The sequence below is a fragment of the Phocaeicola sp. ICN-14070 genome (genome assembly GCF_037892625.1).
Classification (GTDB): domain Bacteria; phylum Bacteroidota; class Bacteroidia; order Bacteroidales; family Bacteroidaceae; genus Phocaeicola; species Phocaeicola plebeius.
This window is the reverse complement of the sequence record NZ_JBBKBF010000073.1, coordinates 1-16,843: the sequence shown is the minus strand read 5'-3', so window position 1 is coordinate 16,843 and position 16,843 is coordinate 1. Positions and strand designations below refer to the sequence as shown.

General features: G+C 50.0%; 10 protein-coding genes and 1 tRNA gene. 9 read left to right on the top strand and 2 right to left on the bottom strand.

The window, feature by feature from the left end:
- Positions 1-88: 88 nt before the first annotated feature.
- The 6 genes from WKT20_RS15580 to WKT20_RS15555 all read left to right on the top strand — a co-directional run bounded on the left by WKT20_RS15580 (position 89) and on the right by WKT20_RS15555 (position 9,081).
- Positions 89-697 carry a thiamine phosphate synthase gene (locus tag WKT20_RS15580; protein ID WP_118166317.1) on the top strand — a complete coding sequence of 203 codons (609 nt, stop codon included), beginning with the start codon at positions 89-91 and terminating at the stop codon, positions 695-697.
- A gap of 93 nt (positions 698-790) precedes the next feature.
- On the top strand, positions 791-1,729 hold the full coding sequence (locus WKT20_RS15575) for a ribose-phosphate pyrophosphokinase (RefSeq protein WP_340417671.1): 939 nt from the start codon (positions 791-793) through the stop codon (positions 1,727-1,729).
- Positions 1,730-1,859: 130 nt separating this feature from the next.
- Positions 1,860-3,512 carry a B12-binding domain-containing radical SAM protein gene (locus WKT20_RS15570; protein WP_340417670.1) on the top strand — a complete coding sequence of 551 codons (1,653 nt, stop codon included), beginning with the start codon at positions 1,860-1,862 and terminating at the stop codon, positions 3,510-3,512.
- A 76-nt stretch (positions 3,513-3,588) separates the two neighbouring features.
- A complete protein-coding gene (locus WKT20_RS15565) occupies positions 3,589-4,824 on the top strand; it encodes a hypothetical protein (protein WP_117700921.1) in 1,236 nt (411 codons plus the stop codon).
- Positions 4,825-4,850: 26 nt separating this feature from the next.
- Positions 4,851-5,441: a condensin complex protein MksE gene (locus tag WKT20_RS15560; protein WP_022053900.1), complete on the top strand. Its 591-nt coding sequence runs from the start codon at positions 4,851-4,853 to the stop codon at positions 5,439-5,441.
- Positions 5,425-9,081 carry an ATP-binding protein gene (locus WKT20_RS15555; protein ID WP_340417669.1) on the top strand — a complete coding sequence of 1,219 codons (3,657 nt, stop codon included), beginning with the start codon at positions 5,425-5,427 and terminating at the stop codon, positions 9,079-9,081. The genes WKT20_RS15560 and WKT20_RS15555 overlap by 17 nt, the downstream gene beginning before the upstream one ends.
- A 190-nt stretch (positions 9,082-9,271) precedes the next feature.
- On the opposite strand, the gene WKT20_RS15550 is transcribed toward WKT20_RS15555, so the two are convergent.
- Complete coding sequence (locus WKT20_RS15550) at positions 9,272-10,636, bottom strand: DUF4041 domain-containing protein (protein ID WP_340417668.1); 1,365 nt, start codon at positions 10,634-10,636, stop codon at positions 9,272-9,274.
- 79 nt (positions 10,637-10,715) lie between these two features.
- Positions 10,716-10,788: transfer RNA gene (locus tag WKT20_RS15545), tRNA-Thr, on the bottom strand.
- A gap of 225 nt (positions 10,789-11,013) precedes the next feature.
- Between WKT20_RS15545 and WKT20_RS15540 the strand changes: the two genes are divergently transcribed.
- The 3 genes from WKT20_RS15540 to carB all read left to right on the top strand — a co-directional run bounded on the left by WKT20_RS15540 (position 11,014) and on the right by carB (position 16,763).
- Positions 11,014-12,090: a glycoside hydrolase family 43 protein gene (locus WKT20_RS15540; RefSeq protein WP_118442001.1), complete on the top strand. Its 1,077-nt coding sequence runs from the start codon at positions 11,014-11,016 to the stop codon at positions 12,088-12,090.
- A gap of 345 nt (positions 12,091-12,435) precedes the next feature.
- Positions 12,436-13,512: a glutamine-hydrolyzing carbamoyl-phosphate synthase small subunit gene (carA, locus tag WKT20_RS15535; RefSeq protein WP_007563807.1), complete on the top strand. Its 1,077-nt coding sequence runs from the start codon at positions 12,436-12,438 to the stop codon at positions 13,510-13,512.
- Between the two features lie 23 nt (positions 13,513-13,535).
- Positions 13,536-16,763: a carbamoyl-phosphate synthase (glutamine-hydrolyzing) large subunit gene (gene carB, locus WKT20_RS15530; RefSeq protein ID WP_007563805.1), complete on the top strand. Its 3,228-nt coding sequence runs from the start codon at positions 13,536-13,538 to the stop codon at positions 16,761-16,763.
- Positions 16,764-16,843 lie beyond the last annotated feature (80 nt).

Genomic DNA, 16,843 nt, shown 5'->3' with positions numbered 1-16,843 from the left:
GCTTCAGTCCCCTCAAAAATAAATATTCACAGGCATTAGGAGTATTACAAAAACGTTACTAACTTTGCGCCACAATTTGTGTAACCGCATGAAGTTAATATTGATAACAACCCCTACTTATTTTGTAGAGGAAGACAAGATCATTACTACTCTGTTCGACGAGGGACTGGACATTCTCCATCTGCGTAAACCCGACACGGCTCCGGTTTATGCGGAGCGTCTGCTAACCCTCATTCCCGAAAAATACCACAAGCGTATTGTCGTACACGACCATTTTTATTTAAAAGAAGAATACAAGCTCAAGGGCATCCACCTGAGCCATCGTAATCCGCTCATTCCGGACAATTATACCGGACACGTGAGTGCATCCTGCCATACCTTTGACGAGGTGATGGCCGACAAGAAAATGTGCGACTACGTATTCCTCAGCCCGATATTCGACAGCATCTCCAAGGAAGGCTATGCATCGGCCTTCACATCGGAATCCATTCGTGAAGCTGCCGAGAAAGGCATTATCGACAAACGGGTCATTGCCCTGGGAGGTGTAGACGAGAACAACCTGCTTCAGGTAAAGGATTTCGGTTTCGGGGGGGGCGCTATCTTAGGAGGACTGTGGAACAAGTTTGACCCCGCTTCAGACTACAATTATCAAGAACTTATCGCTCATTTCAGAAAATTGAAGCGACTGGCCGACTGAGTCATTCGCTAAAATTCTGCCGGAAACGTTTGTCCGGCTTAAAGAAATGGCGTACTTTTGCAGAAAATAAGGCAATATTATCTATATTTTACAATGAGCGCAACATCACCTTTTAAGGTATTCTCTGGAACAAACTCGAGATACCTTGCAGAAAAAATCTGTAACAGCCTGGGCTGTGAACTTGGTAACATGAACATTACTCATTTCGCAGACGGCGAATTTACAGTTTCCTATGAAGAATCAATCCGTGGACAGCATGTATTCCTGGTACAGTCCACTTTCCCTAACTCAGACAACCTGATGGAACTCCTCCTGATGATTGACGCTGCCAAGCGTGCATCAGCCAAGAGTATCATTGCCGTAGTTCCTTACTTCGGATGGGCTCGCCAGGACCGCAAGGACAAACCGCGTGTGTCTATCGGTGCGAAACTGGTAGCCGACTTGCTGAGCGTAGCAGGTATCGACCGTCTGATTACCATGGACCTTCACGCTGACCAGATTCAGGGATTCTTTGATATTCCGGTTGACCACTTGTATGCGTCTACCATCTTTGCTCCTTACATTCAGTCACTGAACCTGGAGAACCTGGTAATCGCTACTCCTGACGTGGGTGGTTCAAAACGTGCCAGCACATACGCTAAATACCTGGATGTGCCTTTGGTATTGTGCCACAAGACACGCGAAAAAGCAAACGTGGTAGCTTCCATGCAGATTATCGGTGACGTAAAAGACAAGAACGTAATTCTGATTGACGACATGGTAGATACAGCTGGTACCATTACCAAGGCTGCCGACATCATGAAGGAAGCAGGTGCACGCTCTGTACGCGCTATCGCTTCTCACTGTGTAATGTCTGGACCGGCTTCTGAACGTGTACAGAACTCTCAGTTGGAAGAAATGGTATTCACTGACAGTATTCCTTACTCACAGCGCTGCGCTAAGGTAAAACAGTTGTCTATCGCCGACATGTTTGCTGAAACTATCCGCCGCGTGATGTCGAACGAATCTATCAGTTCACAGTACGTAATCTAAAAAATAGTTCCGGGCATTTTCCGTAAAGGAAGAGTCCCGTCACCATAAAGGATTTGCAGTCCGGTTTCCCATCGGCTTGCAAATCCTTTTACTTTGTCCTATTCATTCATCACTTGATTCCCGTTTACCCATGAAAATTCTCTGGCTCGACCTGAACAGCTCGTACGCTCACGCCTCGCTGGCCCTTCCGGCCTTGCACGCACAAGTCATGCACGACCCGTCCCTGGAATGGGGAGTGGTGTCGGCTACTATCAACGAAAATCCGGGCATGACAGCCGGAGAAGTCGTACGTCAGGCACCGGATATTCTGGCAGCTACCTGCTGGCTGTTCAACCACGAAGTGCTCATGCACGTCATCAGTCGGGTAAAAGCCATGCTGCCCCGTTGCGTGGTGGCACTGGGCGGTCCGGAGTTCCTGGGACACAACGAAGACTTCCTGCGCACCAACCGCTTTGTAGACTGCGTGTTCCGTGGAGAAGGTGAAGAGACTTTCCCGCAATGGCTCGCCTGCTGGCAGCAGCCGAAGGAATGGACCCGCATCACGGGACTCTGCTTCCTGGATGCGGAAGGACAATATCATGACAACGGACTTTCGCGTGTAATGGCTTTCGATAAGCTGGTGAATCCCGAACAAAGTCCGTTCTTCAACTGGAGCAAGCCGTTCGTGCAACTGGAAACTACCCGCGGCTGTTTCAACACCTGCGCATTCTGCGTAAGCGGAGGAGAAAAGCCGGTCCGTACGCTTTCCGTCGAGGCAATCCGCGAACGTGTCCGACTGATTCACGAGAAAGGTATCCGTAACATCCGGGTGCTCGACCGTACATTCAACTACCAGAGCCACCGGGCCAAAGCCCTGTTCGACCTCTTCCGCGAGTTCCCCGACATGCGTTTCCACCTGGAAATTCATCCGGCCTTGCTTTCGGAGGAACTGAAACAGGAACTTGCTTCCATGCCTAAGGGACTGCTTCACCTGGAAGCAGGCATCCAGAGCCTGCACGAAGAAGTGCTTACCGTCAGCCGGAGAGCCGGCAAACTGGCCGATGCACTGGAGGGACTGCGTTACCTCTGCGCACTGGACAACATGGAAACGCACGCCGACTTGATTGCAGGACTGCCGCTGTATCACCTTTCACAGATTTTCGACGATGTACGCACGCTGGCCGAATACCGTGCGGGAGAAATCCAGTTAGAATCCCTGAAGCTTCTGCCGGGCACGGAGATGCGGCGCCGGGCCGAGGAACTGGGCATCTGCTACTCTCCCCTTCCCCCTTACGAGGTGCTCCAGACTCGTGAAATCACCCCCGACGAGTTACAGACAGCCCGCCAGCTATCACGTCTGCTCGACGGATTCTACAACGCACCGGCCTGGCAGGAAATCACCCGCCGTCTGATTGTGGAAGAGCCCGACTTCCTAACACGCTTCCTGGACCACTTGATTCAAATCGGGGTCATCGACCAGCCCATGGGACTGGAACGACGGGGTATCCTGCTCTACCATTTCTGCAAGGAGCACTATCCTCTTTTCCTGACCGCCATGAGCCGGGCCTGGATTGAAGCCGGCATGTCACTCAAGAAGGAGCCAGCCGAACGGGTACGCACAAAGCACGTCACTCCGCCCGAAGCGTGGACGGTGTGCACGGGTACGTACCGCGACGACCTCCGCCTGTGCAAGCTTCCTGCTCCCGAAGAAGGCCGCTGCTACTGGTACGGCTTCGAAACCGAAAGCCAGCAGCTCCGCCCCGTGTTTGCTGCTGTGAGCGAAGAGTTAACTCCTGCCCCATGAAAGGGGGAAAATCGCTTCGGAACATTAGGAAAATTGGCGGGCAAATTATAACTTTGCCCGAATTTTCAACTAGACTATGTATATATTCCGATCGATTCACGAAATTATCAATACCATTGCGGCGGCCAGGGGACTGCTCACGGAAATGTTCGAGAAACGAAAGACGCTGAGTTTCCGCTATTCCGACGCACTGGCACTGCTCAAGGACGATGAAAACCGGTTGAAACTGCTCATAGAGAAAGAAGTCATCCGCCAGAACGGCAACTTCGTGGAACTGGATGCCCGCTTCCTCGACTTTTTCGAACTGCTCCTCGAAGCGAACGAGGAAATCAACACGGCCATCATCGACGAGAACATTGCCTTCCTGCACGAACTGATGGACTACTACGAGAAGGAACAGATTGCCTCGCGCAAGGAGAGCTATGTGCGCAACATCAAGATTACCTTCCAGAAGATTGCGCGTACCACCATCCGCAACATCATGAACCTGCAGAGCAGCATCGACAATGCGTTCAAGCATGAACCGACTTACCAGATAAAGATTGCCAAACTGGAAAACCTGGACAAGAAGCGGATTCACATCCAGCAGCTGATTGATACCACCGAAAACCTCATCCTGCACGAGGAACGGCGGTTTTTCCAGCAGGCTACCGACGAGGAACTGAACCGCATCCTGCTGGAACTGCGTAGCGAACTCCAGCTCTCGGCCCACAGCCTCATCCGCGCCCAGCAAGACATCATCAACTACCTGAACCAAATTAAGAGCCAGGTGATTCTTGTAGAGAAAATCCGGAAGGTGAAGTACCTGCAAGACCAGTTTGAACTGCGTTCGCGAAGCAACCTTTCGGAAGTGCTCGAAAGGGAACATTCCGTACTGGTGGAAGGCAGCGTGCCGTCTTCGTTCAAGCTGTCACTGCCCTACCTGAGTACCGACGAGGCACGTCCGGTCATCCTGAAAGTGCTGCGCAACCTGCAGTACCGCGAGATTATCCGCAGCAACGAGGCGGGTGCCTTCAGCGAGGAGGACATGGAATCGCAGGCCATGTACCAGGAGGTCATCGACCTGGAAGAAACCCTGAGCGACTACATCCAGGCGCAGGCACAGGCCCGCTGGAACGATGCGTCGGCTCCGGAAGAAGACCTCTTCCACTACCTGATGCACTACACTTTCGCCCGCGAAGTGGACGAGCAGGAACGCACCACCTTGTTCTGCCAGATGGTGTCGCTCTACGAAAACCGTCTCCGCATCAGCGAGGAATTTGGCCTGTATCACCAGTACGAATATGCCAAGGTGTATCCGGCTAACTCGTAACCCATTCATCCCTATACATTTGACTTATGGAACTGAACATACATATACCTGACAATACTGCGGCCTTGTTCGACTGTCTCCAGAAGGGACAGTTCATCAGTTCGAACAGCTGCAACGAAGCCGTGCGCGACATGTACGACCAGATAGATGACCATTTTGAAGCGCTCTCGGTCTACTTCGCCCAAATCGGCTACACCCTGGAACGGGGCAACGAATACTTTTACTTCTCGCGCGTGGAACCGCGTACCACACTGGAACAGAAAATCATGCGTGCCTACTACTGGATTGACGTGCTCGACCTGTTCAAGACCTACGACGAAACTTTCGGTGCAGGTTTCCGCTTCCAGCCCGAACAGATTCTGGTGGAGGCCAACATCAACGTGATGCTGCAAAACAAGCTCGACGGGCTGCGCAAGCATTTCTCCGACAAGGACGTGCGCAAGGACGTGCTCGACAACCTGATTCGCCAGCTCACCAAGGAGTCATTCCTGGAACTGGAGAACGAGAAGACCAACACCTACAAGGTGATGAGTTCCTGGCACTACCTGGAACGCCTGATTGAAAGTATCCAAATTTACGACGACACTGAAACGGAAGACAATGAGAAATCTGAATAGAATCATCTTTATCAACAGCGCCAACATTCCCTATGCCGACGACATTTACCTGGACGGGAATGTGCACTTCATCGGCACGCAGGGAGTGGGAAAAAGTACCGTGCTGCGCGCCATCCTGTTTTTCTACAACGCCGACACCCAGAAGCTGGGTATCCCCGTAGAGAAGCAAAGCTACACGGAATATTACTTCCCCTACTCCAACTCCTACATCATCTACGAGGTAACCACCGAACAGGGAGCGTTCTGCATCCTGAGCTTCAAGTCGATGGGCCGCGTGTGCTACCGTTTCATCGACTCGCCCTACCGCATGGAGTTCTTTGTCGACGAGAACCGCACAGCCTACAGCGGCAACGACCGTATCCGTGCCGCCCTCGACCAGTACGGAGTGGACTACTCGCGCATCATCTATACCTACGACGAATACCGTAACATACTCTACGGCAACGGGGCAGGCCCCGAAATGAGCCGCTACTCGCTCATGGAGAGCAAGCAGTACCAGAACATTCCGCGTACCATACAGAACGTGCTCCTCAACTCAAAGCTCGATGCGGAGTTCATCAAGAAGACCATCATCTCGTCCATCAACGAAGACGAGACCGCCATCGACCTGAATACCTACAAGGAGCACCTGAAGAACTTCGAAACCCGACTGCGCGACATCGAAGAGTTCCAGAAACGCGAAACGCAGAAACAGGCCAAAGAAATCACCTCCCTCTCGGCACAGGTGTCACGTCAGCAGACTGCCCTGGTGCAGGGTTGCCGCGAACTGGCCGCCACCTACCGCCTTACCGAAAGCCAGTTGCCCAAGGCCGAGGAACAGAAGCACCAGGCCGAGAAGGCACGTACCGCCCTCCTGAATCATCGTCAGGAGTTACAGGAACAGTCGCGCCAGCGCTGCGACAAGATGCAGGAGGCACTGGCCATCCTGAACAACGAACTACAAAAAGCACAGCAGAAAGAAAAGGAATATGCCCGCCGCCAGATAGAAGAAATCATGGAGCGTTCGGCCCGCAAGGAGGAGTGGAAGAACAAGCAGCAGGGATTGCAGGAAGAGCAGCGCATCCTTACTTCGCACTACACGGAAATCTCTACCAAGTACAAGTCGCTCATCCAGAGCCTCGACGAGCAGTGGAACCGCATCCACGAGGCCAAAATCAAGCAGCTTGAGGGACTGAACAACACGTTCAATGCCCGCATCGAAGAAGCTCGCCGTCAGCACGAAGCGGCTACCGAAACGCTTTATCAGGGATACGAACAGCTCTCGCAGCAACTGCATCCGGAGCGCAGCAGCAAGCAGAACGAACTGACTGCCCTCGACTACCAGATGCAGCTGTGTCGCAAGGAGACCTTCTTCGAAGCCGAACAGGAGGAACTGAAACACCGCATCCAGTCGTACACCGGTCTGCACATGAGCAAGAAGAACCGCATCAACAACGCCCAGCTCATCATCAAGGAACTTACCCTGAAATGGGAAGAAGAGTTGCAGAAGGGACTGAAGGAGAAAGACGAGGCACTGATGCAGTTGCAGGCCGAGCACTTGCAACTCCGTCCGCGTATGAACGAACTGGAGACCTTCCTAAAAAACAGTAAGAGCACCCTGCAAGGCTGGCTTAAGGAGCACAAAAAGGGATGGGAAGAGAACATCGGTAAGCTGTGCGACGAGTCCATCCTCTGGCAGACCAACCTCTCGCCGAAGATTGTAGACGAGGGTACGTCGTTCTACGGCATCTCCATCTCCCTGCAGGACATCGAGCGCCACATCCGCTCCATCGATGACTATCAGGCGGAACATGACAAGGGCATCAAGCGACTGGCTGAAATCCAGGCTGAAACCCTCCGTCTGCAACAGGAGAAAGAGACCCTGGAAGAGCAGCTGAAAGCCAAATACCAGCCGCGCATCAAGGAACAGAAAGACGTGATAGCTGTGCAGGAATACGAGCTGGAGAAACTGGAACAGCAGTACCAGAAGGATATGCTCGACCTGGACGACTGGAAGAAGAAGGCGGAAGCCGAACGTACTGCCAAACTCCGGAAACAGGAAGAGGAAAAGCAACGCATCGCTGCAGAACTGAAGGAAATTGACGGCAAACTGAACAACCTGAACCGCGAAAAGAGCGAGAAGCTGAACCAGCTGAAGCAGGAATGGAACCGAGTGCAGCAGGACATCGCGCACGAGAAGGATACACAGGCCGGCAGCATCCGCCTGGAGGATAAGGAAGAACAGCAGCGCATCGCCACGGAGAAAGCCGAATACGAGCGCCAGATGAAGCAGGAACTGCACTCGCAGGGGGCCGACACCGAACGTCTGCAACAGATTAGCAGTCAGTTGCGCGATATCGACCGGGAACTGCAGTTCATCAAGGAGCACGCCACCCTGCTCATCGAGTACCAGAAGGACAAGCGCGACCTCATCGACCACATTCCGGAATGGAAGCGTGAACAGGAGGAGCAGAAACGCCAGCTCAGCCAGGAAAAGGACAACCTGCGACGGGAAACCTCGGGTTTGCAGGAGCAGATTGATGCCCTGAACAAGGAACTGCAGCAGGCAGAGAAGGAAGTGACACAGCTTCAGGCCAACCTGGAGGCGTACAGCAAGATTTCGGCCTACGACTGGTACAAGCCGCATCGGGATATTTTCAATCCCGAGAACCCCGTCACGCTGGAAATCCACACGCCGCGCACCTGCCTGGAACTGATTGACGAACTGGGCCGCACGGACAGCCAGTACATGACGCTGCAAAACCGTCTGCGCAAGGAGGTGAATCTCTTTACCGGCCACTTCGACGAGGAGAATACCTTCAAGTTCAAGACCAAGTTTACCGAGGACTGGGAGTACATCCGCTTTGCCGAGGAACTGCACGACTTTGTGGAAGAGAACAAAATCAGCGAATTCGTCCGCCGCATCAACAACGAGCACTCCGACATCTTCAAGCGCATCAGCATGGATACCTCAATGCTCACGGCTTCGGAAGACGATATTCAGGACCTCATCGGTCAGGTGAACAAGGGATTCCAGACGTGCAACTTCGTGGGCGTTATCCAGTGCATCGAAATGAAGGTGGAAGAAAGCAGCAACCGTGTGGTAAACTGTCTGCGTGCCATCCAGAAGTACTACAACGAGCATGCCTATGACCTCACGCCGGGCACCAACCTCTTCTCGTCGGAAAACGAGCAGCTGGTAAAGCAGGAGGCCATCGCCCTGCTCCGCGACTTCATCAAGGAGATTCACGCCTACCGCTACGACAGCATCCGCCTGTACGACTCGTTCGAGCTGCGTTTCCGCATCATCGAGAACAACAACGACACGGGCTTCGTGGAGAAACTGTCGAACGTGGGTTCGGAAGGTACCGACATTCTGGTGAAGGCCATGATCAACATCATGTTGCTGAACGTATTCAAGGAAGGGGCTTCGCGCAAGTTCAAGGACTTCAAGCTGCACTGTATGATGGACGAAATCGGTAAGCTCCACCCGAACAACGTGAACGGTATCCTGAAGTTTGCCAACGACCGGAACATTATCCTCATCAACGGTTCGCCTACCGAACTGAACCGCGATGCCTACAAGCATGTGTACCTGCTCACCAAAGGAGCGCAGAGCAAGACACGCATCGCCCGGCTTATTTCGGACCAGAAACTGTAGGCTTTTCAGGCCCCATAAAAGCCTTTTTCAAAACGTCTTTGCGATTACTCCAAAACGCTTTGACATTTACAATAAAACGCAAGTGCCTTTTACTTCGAATGCACTTGCGTTTCAAATGAAACTCCCTTGCGTTTTCAAACAAACGCAAGGGAGTTTTTTATGGCTTATTTTTCAAATAAAAATTACTATTTCATGACTGCAGTCTATTTATTTGATCGAGTATCTTCTGAGTTTCTCTGTATTGCTCAGCTTCAGGAACCTTTACAAACTCAACTGTTTTATCATAGTTTGCTTTTACCACTTCTTCAATTTCATCCAGAGTAACATTAAAGAACTCCCTTCTTCCATTGATCATGTTAACCTTTTTGTTTTCAAAAGCATGGTGAAGTGCTGTTTCAAGAGCTGGAGCATCATCAGAAAAGATAAGAGCATGCACATCAAATTTGAACGGTACAGATGCATCACCAAGCTCATCAACTCTTTCCATCGGATCAAGTCTTCTTGTCATACCTATCTTATAGACATTCTCACCAAATGAACCAATATTTGAGATGATATATACATAGCCGGCTCTTTTGTTAGCCTGTCTATAGTCAATGTCTTCCATTGCTTTATCCAATGAAGAAAGATGACTTTCAATTTCGGCTTTCTTTTCCAGAAGAACATCTTTCTCCACATCATCACATTTTTCAAGTTGTTCATTTATTTTAGATAATGCATTTGAATAGTGCTTCTGTTCTTTTTCTATATCCTTTCGTGCTTCTTCAAGTTCTTTTTGAAGTTTAGCTTCCTCTCGCATCTGTTCTCTTATGCGCCTTTGTTCATCTTTTTCCTGCTGCTTTTTGACAGCGTACTCGTATGCAAGTTGAAGTTCTTCAATTTTAAGGTTAAGGTATGTGGTAGATAAAGAGACAGCATTTTTTGAATTCATACGATTCAAAGCATCAAATGACTTTATTATTTTATCCGTATATGCAGTAACATTGTTGAATTTTACCTTACTTATCAACATATCACATTCATCATTAAAGCACCTTAGAATCTGCTTTATATTTTGATTCGTCATAACTCGACCTTGTACTGTGCTACCATCTACAGTCCAAACTCGAGAACAAGTCGCCGCCGTTTTATTTAATATCATATTCTTCTGTTCTGTTCTAATAGCATCCAATCTATCTTTATACTCATCAGAAGTCGCAAAATCATATATAGGAGAATACATTCCAAAGTCTTGAAGAAGGATACTCTCATCAAGTTCTACTATCTGATTACGCTTTTCTTTAATACTTTCTGTAAGCCCATCTGATTCAATTTTAAGATTCTCTATTTGCAATATTAAGTTCTTCTTTTCTTCTTGAAACGAAGCCTTTTCACACGCTATTTGAGCCAATATATTATTTTTTTCTTTGTCCAAATCCGCTATCTCACTAAATCTAGACAAACTTTCACATTTCTTCTCAAATTCACATGACTTTTGTCTTTCACATTCCAAATCCTTCTGAAGAGTTTGTATCAAATCGAGCTCTTTTCTTTTGAAAATATCAAAAAAACCCATATTTTCTTTTTTGATGATTAATAAACAAAAAAGCCTAGAAATCAAGCTATAAAATGCTGGATGTCTAGGCTATAGTCGGAGCCGAAAGCGGGACTCGAACCCGCGACTTACTCATTACGAATGAGTTACTCTACCAACTGAGTTATTTCGGCAACGTGTTTCGTTGAAAACGGTTGCAAAATTACTCTTTTCTTGAAACCTGCCAAATAAAAAAGAGATTTTTTTCCGAAAAACTAAATTTTTCCGGCCCGTACAACCTGTTTCCGCTACATCACAGGGGCATTTGACACATTATTACGTGTAATTTGTACAATAGTCCCTTGTCTGCCTCCTGCCGATTTCCTACTTTTACCCGCAAAATGAAACATTACACTACCATGAAAAAGAAACTGATGATTTCACTGCTGGCACTGGCTTCACTGGGAGCCGGAGCACAAAACTTGCAAAAGGGAGACTACGGATACTTGTACTGCCACATGAGCGGACGAGGGGAATGGACGGCCTACGCCCTGAGCCGTGACGGCGTACACTTTCACGACCTGATTGATGGCGATCCCGTATACAATGTAGAAGAAATGTCAAAAATAGAGGGAGGAGCACGCGATGCCTTTATCTGCCGTACGTCCGACGGAAAGGGCTACCTGATGGTGACTACCGACATGAGCAACGCCAAGAGCCGCTCGTGGTTCAACTACGGCATCAACCTGCTGAAAAGTGACGACCTGATTCACTGGACTTCTACCACCTTCGACTTCCGCCAGGGACCGGGCATCTTCTGTGACCCTCAGTCGCCCGATGTCTATAAGGACTACAGCACCATCAAGCGCGTATGGGCACCGCAGATTTTCTGGGACCCTTCGTACGTATGGGCCGATGGCACGAAGGGCGGATACATGATATACTATTCACTGCTTAATCCGGCAGAAGACCAGTACGACCGTGTGTTCTATTCCTATGCCGACGCCACCTTTACACGTCTTACCAAGCCCCGCCTGCTGGTGGACTGGGGATATGCTACCATCGATGCCGACATCAACTATGTGCCGGCCGACGGACTCTACCACATGCTCATCAAGAAAGAAGGAGGTACACCCGGCATCTTTGCCGCCACAGCCACGAAACTGACCGGCCCATACAAGATAAAGGATGAAAATGACTATGTGAAGTTTGAAGGCAACAAGAAATGTGAGGGCTGCTCTGCCTTCCAGCTGGTGGGCGATTCCACCTGGCGCGTGGCCTACATCGAATACTCCTCCAAGCCCAAAAGATACCGCATCTGCCAGGCTGATGAAAAACTCGCCAACTTCCACTCCCCCGTCACCATGGAGGGCGTGAAACATCCGCAGCACGGCTCGTTCATGCGGCTCACCGAAGAAGAGTACAAGCGCCTGCAGGAATGGTCGGACAGCATCATGCGCGAAAGAGCCGCCCGAAACAGCGGAGAAAAGAAATAAAAAGAGGAAAATGAAATATTTTTGTAAAAACTTTTGGCAAACATCCTTTCATTTGAACAGAAAACATTATCTTTGCACTCCGAATTATGACGTGACAAAAGAGTTTGATGTATTACTGTATAACACATAGTAAAAAGAATAAGCGCACATTCGGAGTTCTGGCGGAATGGACAAATGCCGGAAGCTATTTCTTTTTTCTTTTATGTCACTTATTTCCTGAATATTTAAGATTTCCTATTTTATCAAACACCCGGAACTGCTTTTCGGCAAGTCCGGGCGTTTTTTCGTATATACGAGAGTAGAATAGAAAAAATACAAGATATAAAGATTATTAGTAACAAGGTAATGAGAAATGTAACATTGATCCTCGACGACGGGAGCCGCTTTCATGGCAAGTCGTTCGGCTATGAGAAACCGGTAGCCGGTGAAGTAGTTTTCAACACGGCAATGACCGGATACCCCGAAAGCTTGACCGACCCTTCGTATGCCGGTCAGTTGATGACACTGACTTACCCGCTGGTAGGTAACTATGGTGTGCCTCCCTTCACGTTCGAAGCAAACGGACTGCCTACTTTCATGGAGAGCGAAAAAATCCATGCCGAAGCGATTATCGTAAGCGATTACAGTGAAAAATACTCTCACTGGAATGCTGTGGAAAGTCTGGGCGACTGGCTGAAACGCGAACAGATTCCGGGCATCACAGGCATCGACACACGCGAACTGACAAAGGTATTGCGCGAGCATGGAGTGATGATGGGAAAAATCGTGTTCGACGATGAGCCGGACAACATTCCCGAAGCTACCTATGCAGGTGTGAACTACGTAGACAAGGTTTCTTGCAAGGAAGTGATTCGCTACAACGAAGGCGAAGGCAAGAAAAAAGTAGTACTGGTAGACTGCGGCGTGAAATCAAACATTATCCGTTGCCTGCTCAAGCGCGACGTGGAAATCATCCGCGTGCCTTGGAACTACGACTTCAACTCTCTGCAGTTCGACGGTCTGTTCATCTCCAACGGTCCGGGCGACCCCGACACCTGCGATGCAGCCGTGCAGAACATCCGCAAGGCCATGCAGAACGAAAAACTTCCTATCTTCGGTATCTGTATGGGTAACCAGCTGCTTTCAAAGGCAGGAGGTGCTAAAATCTACAAACTGAAATACGGTCACCGCAGCCATAACCAGCCGGTACGCATGGTAGGCACGGAAAAGTGTTTCATCACCTCGCAGAACCACGGTTATGCCGTAGACAACAACACACTGGGAGCCGACTGGGAACCGCTCTTCATCAACATGAACGACGGTTCGAACGAAGGTATCCGCCACAAGAAGAACCCCTGGTTCTCGGCTCAGTTCCACCCGGAAGCTGCCAGCGGTCCTACCGACACGGAATTCCTGTTCGATGAGTTTGTAAAGTTGCTGTAATCCACTAAAAAACAAAGAAGACAATGAAAGAAAACATAAAGAAAGTATTGCTGTTAGGTTCAGGAGCCCTGAAAATCGGTGAAGCAGGTGAATTCGACTACTCTGGTTCGCAGGCCCTGAAAGCACTGAAGGAAGAAGGTATCGAAACCATCCTGATTAACCCGAACATCGCCACCGTGCAGACTTCGGAAGGTGTGGCAGACAAAATCTACTTCCTGCCTGTTACTCCGTATTTCGTAGAAAAGGTCATCGACAAGGAACGTCCCGACGGCGTGCTGCTGTCATTCGGTGGACAGACTGCCTTGAACTGCGGTGTGGCTCTCTACAAAGCCGGCGTGTTCGAGAAATACAATACCCGCGTACTGGGTACTCCGGTACAGGCCATCATGGATACGGAAGACCGTGAACTCTTCGTACAGAAGCTGGACGAAATCAACGTGAAGACCATCAAGAGTGAGGCAGTAGAAAACATTGAAGATGCCCGCCGTGCAGCGAAGGAACTGGGTTATCCGGTCATCATCCGTGCAGCCTACGCACTGGGAGGTCTGGGTTCAGGTTTCTGCGACAACGAAGAAGAACTGAACGTGCTGGCCGAAAAAGCGTTCTCTTTCTCTCCGCAGGTGCTGGTAGAAAAGAGTCTGAAAGGCTGGAAGGAAGTGGAATACGAAGTAGTACGCGACCGTTTCGACAACTGTATCACGGTCTGCAACATGGAAAACTTCGACCCGCTGGGTATCCACACCGGTGAGTCTATCGTTATCGCTCCGTCACAGACACTGACCAACAGCGAATACCACAAACTGCGTGAACTGGCCATCCGTATCATCCGCCACATCGGTATCGTGGGTGAATGTAACGTACAGTACGCGTTCGACCCTGAATCAGAAGACTACCGCGTAATCGAGGTAAATGCCCGTCTGAGCCGTTCTTCTGCACTGGCATCTAAGGCTACAGGTTATCCTTTGGCTTTCGTTGCAGCTAAGCTGGGATTGGGTTACGGACTGTTCGACCTGAAGAACTCAGTAACTAAAACAACTTCTGCCTTCTTCGAACCGGCATTGGACTACTGCGTATGTAAGATTCCTCGCTGGGACTTGGGTAAGTTCCACGGCGTAGACCGCGAACTGGGCTCCAGCATGAAATCGGTAGGTGAAGTCATGGCCATCGGACGTACCTTCGAAGAAGCCATCCAGAAAGGTCTTCGTATGATTGGTCAGGGCATGCACGGTTTCGTAGAAAACAAGGAGCTGGTTATCGAAGACATCGACAAAGCACTGCGCGAACCGACAGACAAACGTATCTTCGTCATCTCAAAGGCTATGCGTGCAGGCTACACAGTAGACCAGATTCACGACCTCACCAAGATTGACAAGTGGTTCCTCGACAAGCTGATGAACATCATGCAGACTTCTAAGGAACTCCACGAGTGGGGCAACAACCATACACAGCTTTCACAGCTTCCGAACGAGCTGCTCTACAAGGCAAAACGTCAGGGATTCTCTGACTTCCAGGTGGCACGTGCCATCGGCTACGAAGGCGATATGGAAGACGGTATCCTGGAAATCCGTAACCACCGTAAGAGCGTAGGCATCGTGCCGGTAGTAAAACAGATTGACACGCTGGCAGCCGAATATCCGGCACAGACCAACTACCTGTACCTGACTTACAGCGGCGTGGCTAACGATGTACATTATCTGGGCGACCACAAGAGTATCGTCGTACTGGGTTCAGGTGCTTACCGTATCGGTTCATCCGTAGAGTTCGACTGGTGCGGCGTACAGGCACTGAACACCATCCGCAAGGAAGGCTACCGCTCAGTAATGATCAACTACAACCCTGAAACCGTATCGACCGACTACGATATGTGCGACCGTCTGTACTTCGACGAACTGACTTTCGAACGTGTGATGGATATCCTCGACCTGGAAAACCCTCACGGAGTCATCGTATCTACCGGCGGACAGATTCCGAACAACCTGGCATTGCGCCTGGATGCACAGAAGGTAAACATCCTGGGAACTTCTGCCAAGAGCATCGATAACGCTGAAGACCGCGACAAGTTCTCGGCTATGCTCGACCGTATCGGCGTAGACCAGCCTGAATGGAGCGCACTGACTTCAATGGAAGACATCAACGCATTTATCGAAAAGGTAGGATTCCCTGTATTGGTTCGTCCGTCATACGTGCTTTCTGGTGCAGCCATGAACGTATGTTCTAACCAGGAAGAGCTGGAACGCTTCCTGCAGCTGGCCGCTAACGTATCGAAGAAGCATCCGGTAGTAGTAAGCCAGTTCATCGAACACGCCAAGGAAGTAGAAATGGATGCCGTGGCACAGAATGGTGAAATCGTAGCTTACGCCATCTCTGAACACATCGAGTTTGCCGGCGTACACTCTGGCGATGCTACCATCCAGTTCCCGCCGCAGAAACTGTACGTAGAAACCGTACGCCGCATCAAGCGCATCTCTCGTCAGATTGCGAAAGAACTGAACATCTCTGGCCCGTTCAACATCCAGTTCCTGGCTCGTGAAAACGACATCAAGGTAATTGAATGTAACCTGCGTGCCAGCCGTTCATTCCCGTTCGTCAGCAAGGTACTGAAGATTAACTTCATCGAACTGGCTACCAAAGTCATGTTAGGCTTGCCGGTAGAAAAGCCTGAAAAGAACCTCTTCGACCTCGACTACGTAGGTATCAAGGCCAGCCAGTTCTCGTTCAACCGCTTGCAGAAGGCCGACCCTGTGCTGGGTGTAGACATGGCTTCTACAGGTGAAGTTGGCTGTATCGGCGACGATACTTCATGTGCCGTACTGAAAGCCATGCTGTCTGTAGGCTACCGCATTCCGGAAAAGAACGTCCTGATGTCTACCGGTACACTGAAACAGAAAGTAGATTTGCTTCAGGCAGCACGCGCCCTCAAGGCCAAAGGTTACAACATCTTCGCTACCGGCGGTTCTTCTAAGTTCCTGGCAGAAAACGGAGTAGAAAACACCCGCGTATACTGGCCAAGCGAAGAAGGTCAGCCTCAGGCACTGGAAATGCTACACAAGAAAGAAATCGACATGGTGGTAAACATTCCGCGTGACCTCACTCCTACCGAGTTGGAAAACGGATACAAGATTCGCCGTGCCGCAGTCGACCTGAACATTCCTCTGGTAACCAATGCCCGTCTGGCAAGCGCATTCATCAATGCCTTCTGCTCTATGAGCATTGACGACATCGCTATCAAGAGCTGGGACGAATACAAATAATCCGTACCACTTAAAGATATAGATAAAATTAATCCCCTCCGGAACTATTTGTTATGAATGAGTTCTGGAGGGGATTTTTT